We start from the raw sequence: 16,334 nt of genomic DNA on the forward strand, positions 1-16,334 counted from the left end.
CGATCCGGGCGAATCCAGCAGCTGGTGGTTAGACGTAGCGCTCGAGGATGCTGGATTCGGCCAGCCGGGAGAGGCCTTCGCGAACCGTGCGGGCGCGGTTCTCGCCGACGCCGTCGACGGTCTGGAGGTCGTCGATACTGGCCGCGAGCAGCTTCTGCAGGTGGCCGAAGTGGTCGATCAGGCGGTCGATCACGGCACCCGGCAGGCGCGGGACCTTGGCGAGCAGGCGGTAGCCGCGCGGCGTGACGGCGGCGTCGAGTTGCTCGGCGCCACCCAGTTGCAGGGCTCGCGCGACCTGGCCGATATCGAGCAGGTCGGCCGCGCTGACCGCGTCGAGCTCGTCCAGTACGTCCTCGGCGGTCTTGGCCTTCTTGCCGGTCGCGGGCGGCAGGTAATCCCGGACGACGAGCTCGCGCTCGCCGGCCACACCGGCGACGAGCTCGTTGAGCTGCAGGGTGAGCAGGCGGCCGTCGCTACCGAGCTCGATCACGTAGCCGTCGATCTCGGCCGCGATCCGGCGGACCATCTCGAGCCGTTGCGCGACGGCGGCGACATCGCGGACGGTGACCAGGTCCTCGATCTCCAGCGCGGACAACGTGCCGGAGACCTCGTCCAGGCGGAGCTTGTAGCGCTCCAGCGTGGCGAGGGCCTGGTTCGCGCGGGACAGGATGGCGCCCGAGTCCTCCAGCACGTAGCGCTGGTCGTCGACGTACAGCGCGATGATGTGCATGGACTGGGATACCGAGATGACCGGGAAGCCGGTCTGCCGCGCGACCCGGTCCGCGGTTCGGTGCCGGGTGCCGGTCTCGTCGGTGTGGATCGACGGATCCGGCATCAGGTGCACGGCGGCCCGCAGCATCCGGCTGACGTCGCGGTCGAGGATGATCGCGCCATCCATCTTGCTGAGCTCGCGCAGACCGGTCGCGCTGAACTCCACGTCGATCTCGAATCCGCCGGTCGAAATCGAGTCGACGGTCTTGTCATGTCCGACCACCAGCAGCGCGCCCGTCCGGCCGCGCAGAATCCGCTCGAGGCCTTCGCGCAGCTCCGTTCCAGGGGCCACGGCCGCAAGGGTCGCTCGCATCCGGACGCCGGTGCTGTTCTTCTCCGAGGAGTTCGCCACGGTCACCGAGTCTATGCGGCCTGGCGCCGCGCTGTGACCGGCCCGCGCCCGTTCAGCCCGAATCATCTGCTTGTTTGCCGCTTGTTCTTGGTCCTGTGGTCGCTGTGTTGCCCCACGTGGGCAGGGGAATTCGCTGGCTGGGAGCCGCTCGACCATGTCACTGTCGCCGGGTGAATTCTCTTGCGAAAGAACTGCTGGCGGCGTACGACGACCAACTTCGTAGCGGGGGTTCTGCCGATACGCCGAGTGATGCGGACGGTCCGGTGCTGCGGATCGACTACCCGCAACGGGGCTTCGTGACCTATCGGTCTTTGGAGGGACTCGACGGGGAGGAGCTGGATGCGTTGATCGCTCGGCAGCGCGACTACTTCGGCGAGCGCGGCAAGTCGGTCGAATGGAAGACGCGTGGGCATGACCTGCCGGCGGATCTGCCCGAGCGGCTGATCGCGGCCGGGTTCGTACCGGAGGAGCTCGAGACCGTGATGATCGGCGAGAGCCAGGCCGTCGCGGATCGGCTCGCGTCGGTCGAGTTGCCGGCTGGTACGACGCTTCGCGCGGTGACCGAGCGGGCCGACCTCGATCGCATCGCGGCGATGGAGTCGGAGGTCTGGTCCGACGACTGGGGCTGGCTCGCCGAAGACCTGGACTCGAAGATCTCGGCCGACCCGACAGCGATCGACGTGTACGTCGTGGAGGCGGACGGGGTCGTCGTCTCAGCCGCGTGGGCGGTGCACCTTCCTGGCACGGACTTCACCGGGCTCTGGGGTGGTTCGACGCTGGCCGCGTGGCGGCGCAAGGGCATCTACCGCAACCTGGTCGCTCGACGCGCCCGCCGTGCCGTCGAACGAGGCCACCGCTACCTCCAGGTAGACGCCTCCGCCGACAGCGCCCCCATCCTCGAATCCCTCGGCTTCACCCCCGTCACCACCACCACGCCGTACATCTTCACGCCGTAGACCAACTTCTGCCGCGAGTGGTCACATCTGGTCCATCACGCCGACGCCTGCCGGACCGCCGCGCGGACCAGATGTGACCACTCGCGGCAGAGAACGGGTCAATAGGGCCCGATGAACGGTTAGGGGCAGCGGACTATTTGGCCGGCGTAGGAGAGGCCGCCGCCGAAGCCGAAGAGCAGGACCGGGGCGCCCTTGGGGATTTCGCGGCGTTCGACGAGTTTGGACCAGGCGATCGGGATGCTGGCGGCCGAAGTGTTGCCGGACTCGATCACGTCTCGCGCGATCACGGCGTTGACGGCGCCGAGGCGCTTGGCCAGGGGCTCGATGATGCGCAGGTTCGCCTGGTGCAGCACGACCGCGCCGAGGTCTTCCGGGGTGATGCCGCTCTTCTCGCAGACCTGCTTGGCGATCTTCGGCAGCTGGGTGGTGGTCCAGCGGAAGACGCTCTGGCCTTCCTGCGCGAACGTCCCGTCGCGGCCCTCGATCCGGACCGCGTCCGACATTTCCGGCACCGAACCCCAGACCACGGGTCCGACCTCAGGTTCCTCGCTGGCGACCAGCACCGCGGCACCGGCGCCATCGCCGATCAGGACGCAGGTGGTGCGGTCGGTCCAGTCCGTCCAGTCGCTGAGCTTCTCGACCCCGATCACCAGTGCCTTGGTCGCGGCACCCGCGCGGATCGCGTGATCGGCCGTCGCGATGGCGTGGCTGAACCCTGAGCAGGCGGTGTTCACGTCGAGTGCGGCCGGCGTACTCAGGCCGAGCCGGGCCGCGACCCGTGCGGCGACGTTCGGCGAGCGGTCGATCGCCGTACACGTGGCGACAACGACCATGTCGATCTCGGTGGCGTCGAGCCCGGAGTTGGCGAGGGCCTTCTCGGCGGCGCGGGCGGCCATCTCGTCGACCTGCTCATCCGGCGCGGCGATCCGGCGCTCGCGAATACCGACGCGACTCTGGATCCACTCGTCGTTGGTGTCCACCATCGTGGCCAGCTCGGCGTTGGTGAGCACCCGGTCGGGCTGATAGTGGCCGAGGGCAACAACTCTGGATCCGGTCATGTCGCACTGCCTTCCACTGGGTCGACTGGCAGTCTACTTGCCAGTACGCCCTGCTGGCGCGGCCTGTCTCATCCCCTGGCCGTGATCAATGGCACGCGCTCATCGGCTCACTCGCCGGCGCCGGAGCGGGGGTCAGCTGGTGATCCCGGCGGCTAGGAGGGCGCTGCGGATGTCGGCGGCGGAGAAGACCTTGAGGCCGTACTTGGCTTGGATGTCCATGGGTTTGAGGTCCTTGCCGCGGTTGGGGGTGTCGGCGGGGACGATGGCCTTGGTGAAGCCGAGGCGGGCGGCTTCGGCCAGGCGTTTTTCGAGGCCACCGACGCGGCGGACCTCGCCGGCCAGGCCGACTTCGCCGATCGCGATCAGGCCCGGGTGGATGGCCTTGTCCATCACCGACGAGGCGACCGCGATCGCGACGGCCAGGTCCGCGACCGGCTCGGTGATCTTCACCCCGCCAACGGTCGCGACGTACACCTCCATGTCGGACAGCTTGATCCCCGCGCGATTCCCGAGCACCGCGAGCACCATCGCGACTCGGCTCGACTCCAGCCCCGACGTCGTACGCCGTGGTTGCGGCGCTCCGGACGGCCCGACGAGTGCCTGCACCTCGGCCAGCAACGGGCGCCGACCCTCCATCATCACCGTCACGCACGTCCCAGGAACGGGCTCGGCATGACGGGATACGAAAAGCCCGGTCGGGTCGGTGACCTCGACGATCCCGGTGTCGACCATGTCGAAACAGCCGACCTCGTCCGACGGCCCGAACCGGTTCTTGGTCGCTCGCACCATCCGGAACCCGGAATGCCGGTCGCCGTCGAACGCGAGCACCACGTCCACCAAGTGCTCCAGCATCCGCGGGCCGGCGATCGCGCCTTCCTTGGTGACGTGCCCGACCAGCACGATCGCGATGTTCCGCTCTTTCGCGAGGCGGACCAGCGCGCCGGTCACCTCGCGGACCTGGGTCACCCCACCAGGCGCGCCATCGACCTCGGGATGCGCCATCGTCTGGACCGAGTCGACCACCAGGAACGTCGGCTGGACCGCGTCCACCTGGCCGATGACCGAGCCGAGGTCCGTCTCGGCGGCAAGGTACAACTCGTCGACCAGCGCGTCCGTCCGGCCGGCCCGGAGACGGACCTGGGCGGCCGACTCCTCACCGGAGACGTACAACGTGCGTTGGCCGCGACGGGCCGACTGGGCCGCGACCTCGAGCAGCAGCGTCGACTTGCCGACCCCCGGCTCGCCGGCCAGCAGGATGACCGCGCCCGGCACCACGCCACCACCGAGCACCCGGTCCAGCTCGCTGATACCGGTCGGGCGGGACTCGGCCTCGACCGCGCTGACCTGGCCGATCGGCATGGCCGGGTGGGACACCGCGCTCGCGACCACCCGGTTGGCCTTCGGCGCACCGATCTCCACCACCGTGCCCCAGGCCTGGCACTCGCCACAGCGGCCGATCCACTTCGCCGCCGTCCAGCCGCACTCCGTGCAGTGGAAGGGCGATCGCGTTGTTTTGGTCGCAGTCTTGGCCATGCCCGACAACCTAGAGGACGCCACCGACATTCTCCGGCAGCCCGTCGAGAAGCCCGAAAACTCAGTACTGACGGGTCCAGAGGTTGATCGCGTAGTCGACCTCGACGCCCGCGTGTTCGGCGATGATCCGCTCGGCCAGCTCCGGTTTGAACTCGATCCGGACGACCGCCTCGAAGTCCTCGCGCCGCTCGAACCGCCAGCCCATGTCGAGCGCGTGCCGTTGCCAGCCGCGCGACGACCAGAACCGCTCGACCTTGACCGGGTCGATCATCGGATAACCCTCGCGGAACCACCGGCCGAACGTCGACCGCCCGGCGTCATTGTCGATCACGAACGCCGTACCGCCGCGGCGCATCACGCGGTCGAGCTCGGCCAGACCCGGTTCGCATCCCGGGCCGAAGAAGTACGCCCAGCGCGCGTGCATCACGTCGATCGAGGCGTCCGGCACGGGTAGGGCCTGTGCGGTCGCCTGCCGTACGTCGACGTTGCCGAGGCCTGCCGTCCGGCGGCGGGCGGCCGCGGCGAGGGTCGCGTGCGGCTCGATCCCGATCACCTGACGAGCGGTCGTCGCAAAACGCGGCAGGTGGAATCCGGTGCCACAGCCGATGTCGAGCACGACGGCACCGGCCCAGTCGTGCAGTTCGCGCATCGTCGACTCGATCACGCCGCCGGGATCGACGGCCCGGTTCTCCACCTCATAGACGGCCGGGTGATGCCAGATGTTCGGGCTGGGGATCCCGCCCGAGCTGACGTCAGCCCGCACTGAAGGAAACTTCACGGCTGGAACCACGACGGCGGCTTCATCGTGATGAAGCCCTGCGAGGCCGGGAACTTGTCCGGCTTGGTCCCGATCTGCACCCAGTCATTGAGCGCATCGACCGCCGTGAGGATCTGCCCCGGGCTGAACTGGCAGTGGCCCTTACCGGAGGTCCAGGCGTTCGCGAGCCACTGCTGCGTCCCGGCGGTATCAACGGTCTGGTTGTAAGCCTGAGAACTCGCCGGCGCGATGAGCGCGTCAGTCCTGGTCCCGAGCAGTAGCACCGGCCGACTGATCAATCCGCTGAAGTCCGCGTACTTCTCGGCATATGGCCGGCCGGCGCCGGGCGCGATCCGCAGTGCGCCCATTCGCTCGACCGTGTCGTTGATGAGTTTGTCGCTCACGCCGACCGCGTGCAGGTGCTGGCGGTCCTTGGGGGAGACGCCGTAGTGATGGTCGAGGTTCTGCCCGACGGGACCACCGGCACGCCGCTCCAGGTCGGCGCGGGTCTCGGTCGCGAAACCCCAGACCCGGGTCCACCACTCGGCGCCCTTCGGAATACCCGCGAGGATGCGGATCAGCTCGAAGTTCCGCGGGCCGTCCGGTTCGCCGTACTGCTCGGTGAGAGTCGGTTGTACGTCTCGTTCGAAGTCGAGGTCGTCCCGCACGTCCGCCGGGGTGCCCCACTCGGACGGCCAGCCGTAGACCGCGTCGTAGGCCAGCGACAGCGCCAGCATCGCGTCGAACGTCCGCGACGTACCGGCGCCGACGGGACAACCCGCCAGCACGCCGTCGTACAGGTCGTTGCGCTCGAGCTCGCTCAAGGCGATCACCGAGCCCATCGAGAAGCCCGCCATCAAGGTCGTCTGCGGTTGCCCCACGACAGCCTTGAAGTACTCGAAGAGGGCGCGCATGTCGTCGATGCCCTCGGCAACGGCCCAGCCGTCCTGCCGGTACGCCGAACCGGCGACGGCATAACCGTTCTCCAGCATCAGGTCCTCGGCTTTGTCGCTGAGGAACGCCGACACCTCGCGGGGCGCGCCACGGGCCTCGGAGGTGTTGCGCAGGCCGTGCGCGTAGAGCACGAGCGTGCCGTTCCAGTCGGCCGGCACGCGGATCTCGTACGCCGCGCCGCCGAGCACGCCGTTCAAGTCCTGCGCGGGGCGCTTGTCCTGCCCGGGTTTGGTCGGGTCCGGGTTGCCGTCGTCACCGGTCAGCGTCGGCTGCGGCGCGGGGGCGACCGGCGGCGCGATCACCAGCGGATTGGCGAACGTACGCCCGAGGAGGAAGAGCAGGACCAGGACCAGCACGACCGCGATTCCGGGCACGACGACGCGCAGACGTGACATCGTCGCCTTCCCATCGGGCCCTAGGGGCGTTCGGGTCCATAAGTACTGCTCCAGCAGGTCCCGACGCCTCGCGCGAAAGACCGGCAACTCCGGGTGAACCGGTGCTGCCTATCAGTCATATCAAGTGGCCGGCTGGAACCGAAGCGAATGATATCCGCCCGTAATCCCCTCGGGCCAAACCGCGGGCGCGGCTTGTGGATAACCCGACATCAACCCATCATGACGCGGTTATGGCCGACGGTGGTTTGAGGGCGGTCACGGTCAGTACCGCGACCGGGATGAGCAGCAGGGCGCAGAGGCCCGCGAGCCAGTGGAAGCCGAGGGCGTCGAGGACGGGTCCGGCCCCGATAGCGGCGATCGAGGCGGACAAGCCCATGGTCAGATCGGACAGCCCCTGGGCCGAAGTGCGGATGTCGGCCGGCACGGATTCCGACATCAGGGCCGAGCCTGCGACCAGGCAGGCCGACCAGCCGAGGCCGAGCAGAACCAGGGCCGTCGCCGTCAGGCTATGAGCCGAATCGGGCGCGAGTGCCGCGACCAGCATGGCGGCGGCGAGGACGGCGAGTCCGATCCCGATCGTGCGGATCCGGCCGAGGTTGTCCGCGAGCCAGCCCATCACCGGGGACAGTGCGTACATACCTGCGACGTGCGCGCTGATCACGAATCCGACGATCGTGAGCGAGGCGCCGTGATGCCGCAGGTGGACCGATGTCATCGACATCACACCGACCATGACGGAATGAGCCGTCGCGATGGCGACCAGGCCGAGCCGGGCCGGCGGATTACTGAAGACCTGGCGGAAGGTGATGCCCAACGGCTGACGCGCCATCGGAACGGCCGCAGCCGTCGTAACCCGGTGCAGGCGGCGTAGGCCGAGCCAGACGACTACGAGGCTCAGAGCGAACGCTGCCACGGAGAAGATGTACGGCCCGGCCAAGGCGGTAATACCGACAGCTGTGCCGAGAGAGCCGCCCACGCCGGTGAGGTTCGGCCCGACGACTACACCGATCGTGGTGGCCCAGACCACGACCGAGAGGGCTCGAGCGAGATGCTTGGGATCAGCCGCGTCCGTGGCTGCGTACCGGGCCTGGAGGTTTGCAGCCGACCCGCTGCCGAAGAGGCATCCACCGAGGAGCAGTAGCGCCAGCGAGTCCGTCTGAGCCGCGACGATGCTCAGGACGGCTCCAGCCAGTGCGATGGCATAACCCGCACTCAGCGACGTACGGCGTCCTTTGGCGCGGGCAAGCCTTGCCATCGGTACGGCGAGTGCTGCGGCGCCAAGCGTCATTGAAGTGGCCGCGAATCCTGCCATCGACGTGGAGCCCGAGATGTTCTCTGCGAGTAGTCCGGAGACAGCGATTCCACTGGCCACTGCAACTCCACCGAGCACGTTGCTCACTACGAGCACCCGCACAGTCTGTTGCTGTAGCGAACCCGGCGTCAGTGCCGGCAGGTCGGGTGGAGGCATATGGGCAGTCACCCCGCCACCTTCTCACCGCCTCGCTTCCACGGCAGCAGGTTTAACCAGACACGAATCTCGTCACGGCAGGAAAGAACAGCTCCGGCACTTCCAGATGCCCGAAGTGCCCGGCATTCGCGAATTCGGTCAGCTTGGCGCCCGGAATCGCCTCGGCCATCTCCCGCGCCCAACGAGGACCACAGATGAAGTCGTACTCCCCAACGAGCACCAGTGTCGGTGCGGCGATGGCCGGCAGGTCCGGACGGATATCCCACGCGTCCGGCTGCCGATTCGCGTCGTACGTCAGGTCCAATGCGGTCATCCACTCGGTGAGCGATTCCTTGATCACCTCGAAGTCCGCGAAGTAGATGGGCAGGATGCCAGCCAGATAAGTGAGGAACGAGGCCTTGTCGGTGGGCGGCCGCTCGAAGGCCGCGAGCACGGCCGGCACGTTCGGATCACCGGCACGCCGTTTCGCCCACTCATCGGTCTGCAGCAGCCGCTCGGCAAGGAGGTCCGCCCCGGACGTCGGTGCTGCGTCGTACAGCACGAGACCGTTGAGCAGCTCCGGGTGGTCGTGCGCGAGCTGCAGTCCAACCATCCCGCCATGGGAATGACCTAGGAATGACACCTTCGGACCGAACTCGCGCGCGATCGCCGCTGCGAACGAGGCGTACCGCGGCATGGTGTACCGGCCGTCGGGCAGCAGGCCGGATTTCCCGGTGCCGACGGGTTCGACGTACACCGTCGTGAACTGCTCCTCCAGCACCGGCATGCGCAGGTACTCCCAGTGGATGCCCGGGCCACCCGAGTGCACCAGCAGGACCGGGCCTTCGCCGGCCACGTGGTAGCGCTGCAGGACCTCGTCAACGGTGATCTCGTGGCTGACCAACTCCGCCATGGCGGCTCCTTCGTCCGGAGGCTGAGTGCCTGCCGTCATGATGCCAGGGGCAACGAACTCCGGAGGGTGGACCTGACCTGGTAAGGAACTGGTCTGGATCGGTAGGGTCCACGGTGTACTTGCCGCGTTGTCGAAGCCTGACTGGAGTTCGGTATGTCCGACCTGATCGCGATCATTCCCGCACCGCGAGAGCTCGTCCGTGGCGAGGGGTATTGGACCTCCGCCGACCCGATCGGTGACGCCCTTCGCACGGTGGTGGAGAACCTGCCCGACGACGAGTACCGGATCGACGTCACGACCGACGGCGCCCGCTTGTCGGCCGGTTCGGACCAGGCGCTGCGGCATGCGGAGCAGACGTTCGCCCAGCTGGTCGGGCCGAACGGCGTGCCCGTGGTGAGCATCGCCGACGCCCCGCGGTTCGCCTGGCGCGGCATGATGCTGGACGTCGCCCGGCATTTCATGCCGAAGGAGTTCGTGCTGCGCATCATCGACGCGCTCGAGCTGCACCGAATGAACAGCCTGCACCTGCATCTCACCGACGACCAGGGCTGGCGCGTCCAGATCGACGCCTACCCGAAGCTGACCGAGGTCGGCGCCTGGCGGCCGGAGACGATGATCGGCAAGATGTCGCACGGCCAGACCGAGTTCGAGTACGACGGCACTCGGCACGGCGGCTTCTACACCAAGGACGACCTGCGCGAGATCGTCGCGTACGCCGAAGAGCGCGGGATCAACGTCGTACCGGAGATCGACCTGCCCGGCCATATGCAGGCGGCGATCGCGGCCTATCCCGAGCTCGGCAACAACCCGGACAACCCGATCGGCGTGCGTCAGGTCTGGGGCATCTCGGACGACGTGCTGAACGTCAACGACGCGACGGTCGACTTCGTTCGCACGGTGTTGCGCGAGGTGCTCGACATCTTCCCCGGCCCGTATATCCACCTCGGTGGTGACGAGTGCCCGGCCGACCAGTGGCGCGAGTCCGAGGCGGCGCAGGCGAAGCAGGCCGAGCTCGGGCTCACCGACGCGGCCCAGTTGCAGGGCTGGTTCACCGCGCAAGTGTCGTCGGTGCTCGCGGAGGACGGCCGCCGCCTGGTCGGCTGGGACGAGATGGTCGAGACCGACTGCCCGAAGGACGCCGTGATCATGGCCTGGCGTGGTGCCGACCGTGGCGAGATCGCGGCCAAGGCCGGGCACGACGTGGTGATGGCCCCGCACGAGTCGGTCTACTTCGACTACTACCAGGCCGACCCCGAGACCGAGCCGCTCGCCATCGGTCACTTCACGCCGCTGGAGAAGGTGTACGACTTCGAGGTGGTCCCGGCCGGGCTCACCGCCGAGGAAGCGGCCCGCATCATCGGCACCCAGTGCCAGGTCTGGACCGAGTACATGGAAGACGAGGACCGCGTCGGCTACATGCTCTTCCCCCGCATGTCCGCCTTCGCCGAAAAAGCCTGGGGCTCCCCGAAAACCCCCTTCCCCGACTTCCTCGCCCGCCTCCAAATCCACCTCCCCCGCCTAACCGCCCTAGGCCTAAACCACCGCCCCCTCGACTAACCTCACCCGGCTTACCTTCCTCGCAACCCTCTCGCGAGGTGCCTTGTCGTGTTTGCACGCGCGCGACACAACAAGGCATTTCGCGGAAGGGTTATCCGGCTCTACTGCCGCATCTGTGGGTCACCAACACCGCCAACGCCAACGACAGTCGGACGCGAAATGCGCCTCCTGTGGACAACCTTTCCGCGAGTGGTCATCCCTGAAGGGGTGGGGTTGTGCAAGGGGCTGGTGGGTGCGTGTTTTGTGGGGTTCCGGTCGGGTTTTGGGCAGCGTGGTGTGCGGCCGGGGTCAGGGCCGGCCGGAGGCCGCCCGGAGGGCTTGGTCTTGACGCTGGTCGTAGACCATCGCCAGCCTTGCTGTGACCGGAATGCCGGTATAGGGGTTGTGGGTCGGTTCTCCATCCCTTGTCTTGTGCAAGGGTCCGGCAGGTCGGGTTGCTCGACTGCCCTGTCATCCCTTCGCCCCGCAGGTCTTGGGGGCATGGAGTGGTTCGGCCCGCAGCGCGCGAGGTCAATCACGTACAACGACCGTGCCCTGGATCACCGGTTCGGGATCGGGAGGTCTGACCACTCAACGACCCTGCGTGCGCTGCGGTCGAGCTACTCATACCGGGTCCTGGCAGCGGGCCAGCGCACGGATCTCGTGGTCGCGCAGCCCGTAATAGACCAGGGTGAGTAGTTTGCGGGCCGCGGCGACCTTGGCGATGTTGGTACCGCGGCGTTGCTCGATGCGGTGCCGGTCGGCAGCGATCTTGGCCACGGTGGCGTGCTGCACGGCCTCCACCGCTGCCCACCGCACCAGCCGGGAGCCCTGCTTGCTGATGTGACCGCGGTGAACGGTCGTGTCGGACTCACGATGCCGCGGGGTCAACCCTGCCCAGCTGGCCAGCGCGGCGGCGTTGGCGAACCGGTGCACATCACCGATCTCGACCACGAACACGGCCGCGAACGTCGGCCCGACACCAGGCAACTGCTGAATCACCCGATACCCCTCATCACCGGCCAGCCGGGCCGCAATCAACGCCGCGAACCGGGCCTCTTCCCGATCAAGATGATCGATCAGATCCAGCAGCGACCCGACCCGGACCGCATACGCCGCCGGCAACCGGCACCCCGCCAGCCATTCGCGCCCGGCGACACCGAACAGGTCACTCACCCTCGCCCCGAGACCATTCTTGGCCAGCACCGCATGAACCTGCGCCTTCAACCCCGACCGGACCTTCACCAGCTTGGCCCGATACCGCACCAGCTCCCGCACCTCCCGCACCGGCGGCGGCGCGATCCACGCCTGCGGCAACCGCCCCATCCGCAACAAATCCGCCAGATCGAACGCGTCCCGGACATCGTTTTTCACCCGCCGGTACCTGAACCCTTTCACCCCCAGCGGATGCGCCAAATACACCTCCGCACCCGCCGCCCGCAGCTCGTCCACCGCCCAGTACCAGCCATACGTGGCCTCGACCACGACCCGCGGCACCGGACCCGCCAACCCGATCTGCTCGCGCAACACCTCACGGTCATTCACAATCCGGACCCACCCCAACGACTCACCAGACTCAGACTGACGAGCAATCACCGAACGCCGCCGATGCAGATCAATACCCACAACCTGCCGACCGTCGTACTCTGCACACATAAGGGGCCTCCTTCCCCACTCGTGCAAAACCTGCACACCGAGCATCACTCGGAAACCACGACGGGCGGGAGGCCCCGCCCCTTCATCGCATCACGTCATGACGCGACCACTCGCGGAAGAGTTGTCCCCAAAAGTCGTGAACGCTGTGCGGATTTGCGGACGCCCAGGTCCACGCGGTGGCCGTCTTCGTCCCGGCTGGGCCTGTTTCGCGATATCGCGTGGACCTGGCGGTCCGCGCGCGACCACCAGTGCAGGTCGACGGGCCGGCCAAACTCGGAGCGGATAGCCTGGCCGGCCGCCTCCCGCTTGCCACGCCTCGAACCGCTGCCGATCCGTGGGGGTGCGCACGCGGTAGCGTCGGGTGGGTCGAGGAACGGGGTGTGGGATGAGTGTGGTTGGGCCGTTGGATGCGATGTTTTTGGTGGGGGAGTCGCGGGAGCATCCGATGCACGTTGGTGGGTTGATGGTGTTCGACCTGCCGGAGGGGGCGGGGCGGGACCACTTGGCGCGGTTGTATCGGGAGATGGTGGATCCGGGGCTGGCGGTGAATCCGATGTTCGGGCGGCGGATGCGGCACAGCCTGGGCAATCTCGGGTATTGGTCGTGGCAGCAGGATGACGAGATCGATCTGGAGTACCACGTCCGGCTGTCGGCGCTGGCGCGTCCCGGCCGGGTGCGGGAGTTGTTCGAGCTGACGTCCCGGTTGCATGGGACCTTGCTCGATCGGCATCGGCCGTTGTGGGAGATGCACCTGATCGAAGGCGTGCAGGGACGGCGGTTCGCGGTCTACAGCAAGGTCCACCACGCCATGCTCGACGGCGTCAGCGCCCTTCGCTGGATGCAGGCGACGCTGACCGATGACCCTGCTCGCCGGCACATGCCCGCCACGTACGCGTTGCCCTCCCGTAAGAACGACGCGGCGCAAGCAGAAAGCCTGGTCAACGCCATCGCGAAGGCTGGTGGCGGTATCGGCCGGGCGTTGACCGATCTCGCCGGGCTAACGCCGACCGGCCTGCGCGGGTTGGCGCACACACTGCGAGCGGAACATGCGGCCGTCGCGTTCCAGGCACCGAAGACGATCTTCAACCGGCCGATCACCGGTGCCCGGCGATTCGCCGCACAGTCTCGGCCGATCGAGCGGCTCTCCGCCGTACGTGCGAGCACCGGCGCCACCCTCAACGACGTCATGCTCGCCATGTGCGCAGGGGCCCTGCGCAACTATCTGCTCGACCTCAATGCCCTTCCGGATAAGGCGTTGACGGCGATGGTGCCGGTCTCGATACGTGGTCCCGGCGACACGTCGGAGGGCGGGAACTCGCTGGCCACCCTGTGGTGTGACCTGGCCACCGACGAGCCCGACCCGGAACGGCGGATGCGCCGCGTCAGCGAGTCGACCAAGTACGCGAAGGGTGTGCTGTCACAGCTCACACCCCTTCAAAACTTGATGATCGGCGCCTTCGGCCTGGGTTCGGCGGGCCTCGGCGCGGTCATGCCCGGAGTGGCGGGACGGACTCCTCCGCCGTACAACCTGGTGATCTCGAACGTGCCCGGTCCGGTCGACGAAACCCTTTACTGGAACGGCGCTCGCCTCCGCGGGCTGTACCCGGCGTCGATCGTGCTGAATGGCCAAGCCCTCAACATCAGCGTGACCAGCTACGACCAGCAGTTGCACTTCGGCCTGGTCGGCTGCCGCCGGAGCGTCCCGCATCTCCAACGACTGCTGACACATCTCGAAACTTCGCTGACCGAGCTCGAACGGCTTTAGTTGCCTTCGGCAACACGTGGGGCAATGGCCGAAGCGAAGAAGACGGTGATGGCGCAGAGCACGATCGGCAGGATGAAGGCGATGTTCAACGGCATCCAGTGCGCCAGCCCACCGATCAGCGCCGGGCCGGCGAGCAACCCGACATACCCGAGACCGACGACTCGCGCCATCAATGCGCCCGACGCCCGCGTATCGAGATTCCCCGCGGCGGTGAAGAGCTGCGGTACGCCGCCCGCGAGGCCAAGCCCGAACAGCGCCCAGCCGATCAACGCGAGTGGCACGTACGGCGAGACCACCACGATGGTCAGACCGAAAGCCGCGAGCGCCGCGCCGTACCGGATGATCGCGACCGGGCCGACCAGCGCCGCCACGCGGTCGGTGGCGAACCGGCCGATCGTCATCGCGACGGCGAACGACCCGTACGCGAAGGCGGCCGTGCTGGTCGAGGTACCGAGAACGTCCTTGAACTGCAAGGCGGCCCAGTCGTTCGCGACGCCTTCCGCCAGCATCAGCGCGAAGGCCAGCCCGCCGAGCAGCCAGACCAGTCGCGCCGGGGGAGCGGACCGCGCGGGCTCATCCTCTTCGGGGAGCGCGTCGGGATGGGCGGGCTCGATGAGGTAGCGGGCGGCGATCAACGACACCACCACGCTGAGCGTCCCGCACAGACTGAGCGAGACGGCTGTCGGTACGCCGGTCCGGAGCGCGGCGGCTCCGATCACGGCCGCGATGGCTCCACCGATCGACCACATCGCGTGGAATGCGGCCATGATCGGCCGGGGATAGGCCCGTTCGACCACGACTGCCTGCGCGTTCATCCCGACATCGAGCGAGCCGTTACTGAAGCCGAACACCGCCAGCGCGAGGCCGAGCGTCCACCACGAATCCGCGAGCCCCGGGCCGAAGAGCGACAACCCCATCAACACCCCAGCTGCCGGGACCAACCGGCGTTGGCCAAAGCGGTCGTTGAGCGGCCCGGCCACCTGCATCCCCAGGAAGGCGGCACCACCCAGGATCAGCAGCAAGAGCCCGAGCGTGCTGTGCGTGATACCGGTTGCGTGCTCGACGTTCGGGATGTGCACGACCCACAGGCCGACGGCGAACCCGTTCAAGCCGAAGAACACCCAAGTCGCGACCCGCGCCGCCACCGGCCGTTCGGTCGTCGCGATAGCTGGCGGTGCAGCCGTCATCGGGTACTACCTTCCTCAGAGGTCGTGACGACGTGAACGCCGCGCTCGGCGAGGGCCGCGCGCTGCTCGGCGGGCGCGGACTCGTCAGTGATCAGTACGTCGGGCCGGTCCGCCGCGCAAACGAACGCGAGCGCCGTACGGTCCCATTTCGCGCCATCGGCCATCACGATCGAGCGATCCGAAACGGCGAAGGCCTGCTGCTTGACCTCGGCGTCTTCCAGATCGAACGCGGTCATCCCGGCGGTCAGGCTTAGGGCGCACGGACTGAGTACGGCGACGTCGAACCGCAGCGCGTTGAGCGACGCGAGGGTCAACGGACCGACCATGGCCAGCTCACCCCGGCGCGGCTCGCCACCGGGCAGGATCAGCCGGGCCCTCGGGGCGTCGATCAGCGCCTGGGCCGCGTGGAACGAGAGCGGCATGACCGTCACCAGCCGGCCGCGGAGCAGCCGGGCGATCTCGAGCGCCGTCGTGCCGCTGTCGAGCACGATGGTCTCGCCGTCGTGGATGAGGTCCACCGTCGCGGCCGCGATCGCCTTCTTGGCCTCGGTCGAGGCGGTCGAGCGGGCGCCGAACGGCGGCTCGACGCCGGCCGGTGATGCCGGTACGGCGCCGCCGTGAACGCGCCGGACGATGCCTTCCGCCGCGAGCAGATCCAGGTCGCGGCGAATCGTCATCTCGGAGGTGCCGATCGCCTCGGCCAGGTCGGTGACGCTCACCCGGCTGGCGGCGCGCACTTGCTCGACGATGATCCGTTGGCGTTCGGCACTCTTCACGCGGGAGAACCTAACAAGATCTTGCTCGGTCTCACAAGTTTGTTGTTCGAATGAACGTCCTGGGGTTGGGGTGGTTGGGCGTGGGGTGAGGTTGGGGGAAGGATTCTGGTGGTTGGGCGAAGGGTGGGTGGTTGGTGGGCACCCGTCCCCCTGAGTCTTGCGAATTGTCTGGTGGACCCGGGCCGCGTCAAGGGTTTCATCGGCTAGCGCCGACGCTAACGCGCCCTTGACCCGGCCCGGGTCCACCAAGTACGGCGGGCTAGCCAGGGGGACGGTTG

Annotated in this window: 13 protein-coding genes; 3 read left to right on the forward strand and 10 right to left on the reverse strand. The window is 67.9% G+C overall.

Going from position 1 to position 16,334, the window contains the following annotated elements; translation table 11 throughout:
* Nucleotides 1–28: 28 nt before the first annotated feature.
* Nucleotides 29–1,123: a DNA integrity scanning diadenylate cyclase DisA gene (gene disA, locus OG394_RS30655; protein ID WP_328990636.1), complete on the reverse strand. Its 1,095-nt coding sequence runs from the start codon at nucleotides 1,121–1,123 to the stop codon at nucleotides 29–31.
* Between the two features lie 170 nt (nucleotides 1,124–1,293).
* Here disA and OG394_RS30660 point away from each other — a divergent pair, with 170 nt between their 5' ends.
* A complete protein-coding gene (locus OG394_RS30660; RefSeq protein WP_328990637.1) occupies nucleotides 1,294–2,079 on the forward strand; it encodes a GNAT family N-acetyltransferase in 786 nt (261 codons plus the stop codon).
* Nucleotides 2,080–2,198: 119 nt separating this feature from the next.
* Here OG394_RS30660 and OG394_RS30665 read toward each other — a convergent pair whose 3' ends face one another.
* From OG394_RS30665 to OG394_RS30690, 6 genes are all read right to left on the reverse strand, one after another.
* On the reverse strand, nucleotides 2,199–3,137 hold the full coding sequence (locus OG394_RS30665; protein WP_328990638.1) for a beta-ketoacyl-ACP synthase III: 939 nt from the start codon (nucleotides 3,135–3,137) through the stop codon (nucleotides 2,199–2,201).
* 132 nt (nucleotides 3,138–3,269) lie between these two features.
* Nucleotides 3,270–4,670, reverse strand: a complete 1,401-nt coding sequence (gene radA / locus OG394_RS30670; protein WP_328990639.1) for a DNA repair protein RadA — start codon at nucleotides 4,668–4,670, stop codon at nucleotides 3,270–3,272.
* A 61-nt stretch (nucleotides 4,671–4,731) separates the two neighbouring features.
* On the reverse strand, nucleotides 4,732–5,448 hold the full coding sequence (locus OG394_RS30675; RefSeq protein ID WP_328990640.1) for a class I SAM-dependent methyltransferase: 717 nt from the start codon (nucleotides 5,446–5,448) through the stop codon (nucleotides 4,732–4,734).
* Complete coding sequence (locus tag OG394_RS30680; protein WP_328990642.1) at nucleotides 5,445–6,776, reverse strand: hypothetical protein; 1,332 nt, start codon at nucleotides 6,774–6,776, stop codon at nucleotides 5,445–5,447. The genes OG394_RS30675 and OG394_RS30680 overlap by 4 nt, the downstream gene beginning before the upstream one ends.
* A 217-nt stretch (nucleotides 6,777–6,993) precedes the next feature.
* Nucleotides 6,994–8,256, reverse strand: coding sequence for an MFS transporter (locus OG394_RS30685; protein ID WP_328990643.1), 1,263 nt, complete (start codon nucleotides 8,254–8,256; stop codon nucleotides 6,994–6,996).
* A gap of 40 nt (nucleotides 8,257–8,296) precedes the next feature.
* Nucleotides 8,297–9,136, reverse strand: coding sequence for an alpha/beta fold hydrolase (locus OG394_RS30690; RefSeq protein WP_328990644.1), 840 nt, complete (start codon nucleotides 9,134–9,136; stop codon nucleotides 8,297–8,299).
* A 153-nt stretch (nucleotides 9,137–9,289) separates the two neighbouring features.
* Between OG394_RS30690 and OG394_RS30695 the strand changes: the two genes are divergently transcribed.
* Nucleotides 9,290–10,693: a beta-N-acetylhexosaminidase gene (locus OG394_RS30695; protein ID WP_328990645.1), complete on the forward strand. Its 1,404-nt coding sequence runs from the start codon at nucleotides 9,290–9,292 to the stop codon at nucleotides 10,691–10,693.
* Nucleotides 10,694–11,296: 603 nt separating this feature from the next.
* On the opposite strand, the gene OG394_RS30700 is transcribed toward OG394_RS30695, so the two are convergent.
* The gene (locus tag OG394_RS30700; RefSeq protein ID WP_328989881.1) at nucleotides 11,297–12,373 is read right to left on the reverse strand and encodes an IS110 family transposase; all 1,077 of its coding nucleotides are present in this window, start codon (nucleotides 12,371–12,373) and stop codon (nucleotides 11,297–11,299) included.
* Nucleotides 12,374–12,713: 340 nt separating this feature from the next.
* Here OG394_RS30700 and OG394_RS30705 point away from each other — a divergent pair, with 340 nt between their 5' ends.
* Nucleotides 12,714–14,093, forward strand: coding sequence for a WS/DGAT/MGAT family O-acyltransferase (locus tag OG394_RS30705; protein WP_328990646.1), 1,380 nt, complete (start codon nucleotides 12,714–12,716; stop codon nucleotides 14,091–14,093).
* Here the strand turns inward: OG394_RS30705 and OG394_RS30710 are convergent.
* Nucleotides 14,090–15,280 (reverse strand): MFS transporter, encoded by a 1,191-nt coding sequence (locus OG394_RS30710; protein WP_328990647.1) that lies wholly within the window; start codon nucleotides 15,278–15,280, stop codon nucleotides 14,090–14,092. The genes OG394_RS30705 and OG394_RS30710 overlap by 4 nt on opposite strands.
* Nucleotides 15,277–16,056 carry a DeoR/GlpR family DNA-binding transcription regulator gene (locus OG394_RS30715; protein WP_328990648.1) on the reverse strand — a complete coding sequence of 260 codons (780 nt, stop codon included), beginning with the start codon at nucleotides 16,054–16,056 and terminating at the stop codon, nucleotides 15,277–15,279. The genes OG394_RS30710 and OG394_RS30715 overlap by 4 nt, the downstream gene beginning before the upstream one ends.
* Between the last annotated feature and the right edge of the window lie 278 nt (nucleotides 16,057–16,334).

Origin of the sequence: Kribbella sp. NBC_01245 (assembly GCF_036226525.1) — a bacterium.
Classification (GTDB): Bacteria; Actinomycetota; Actinomycetes; order Propionibacteriales; family Kribbellaceae; genus Kribbella.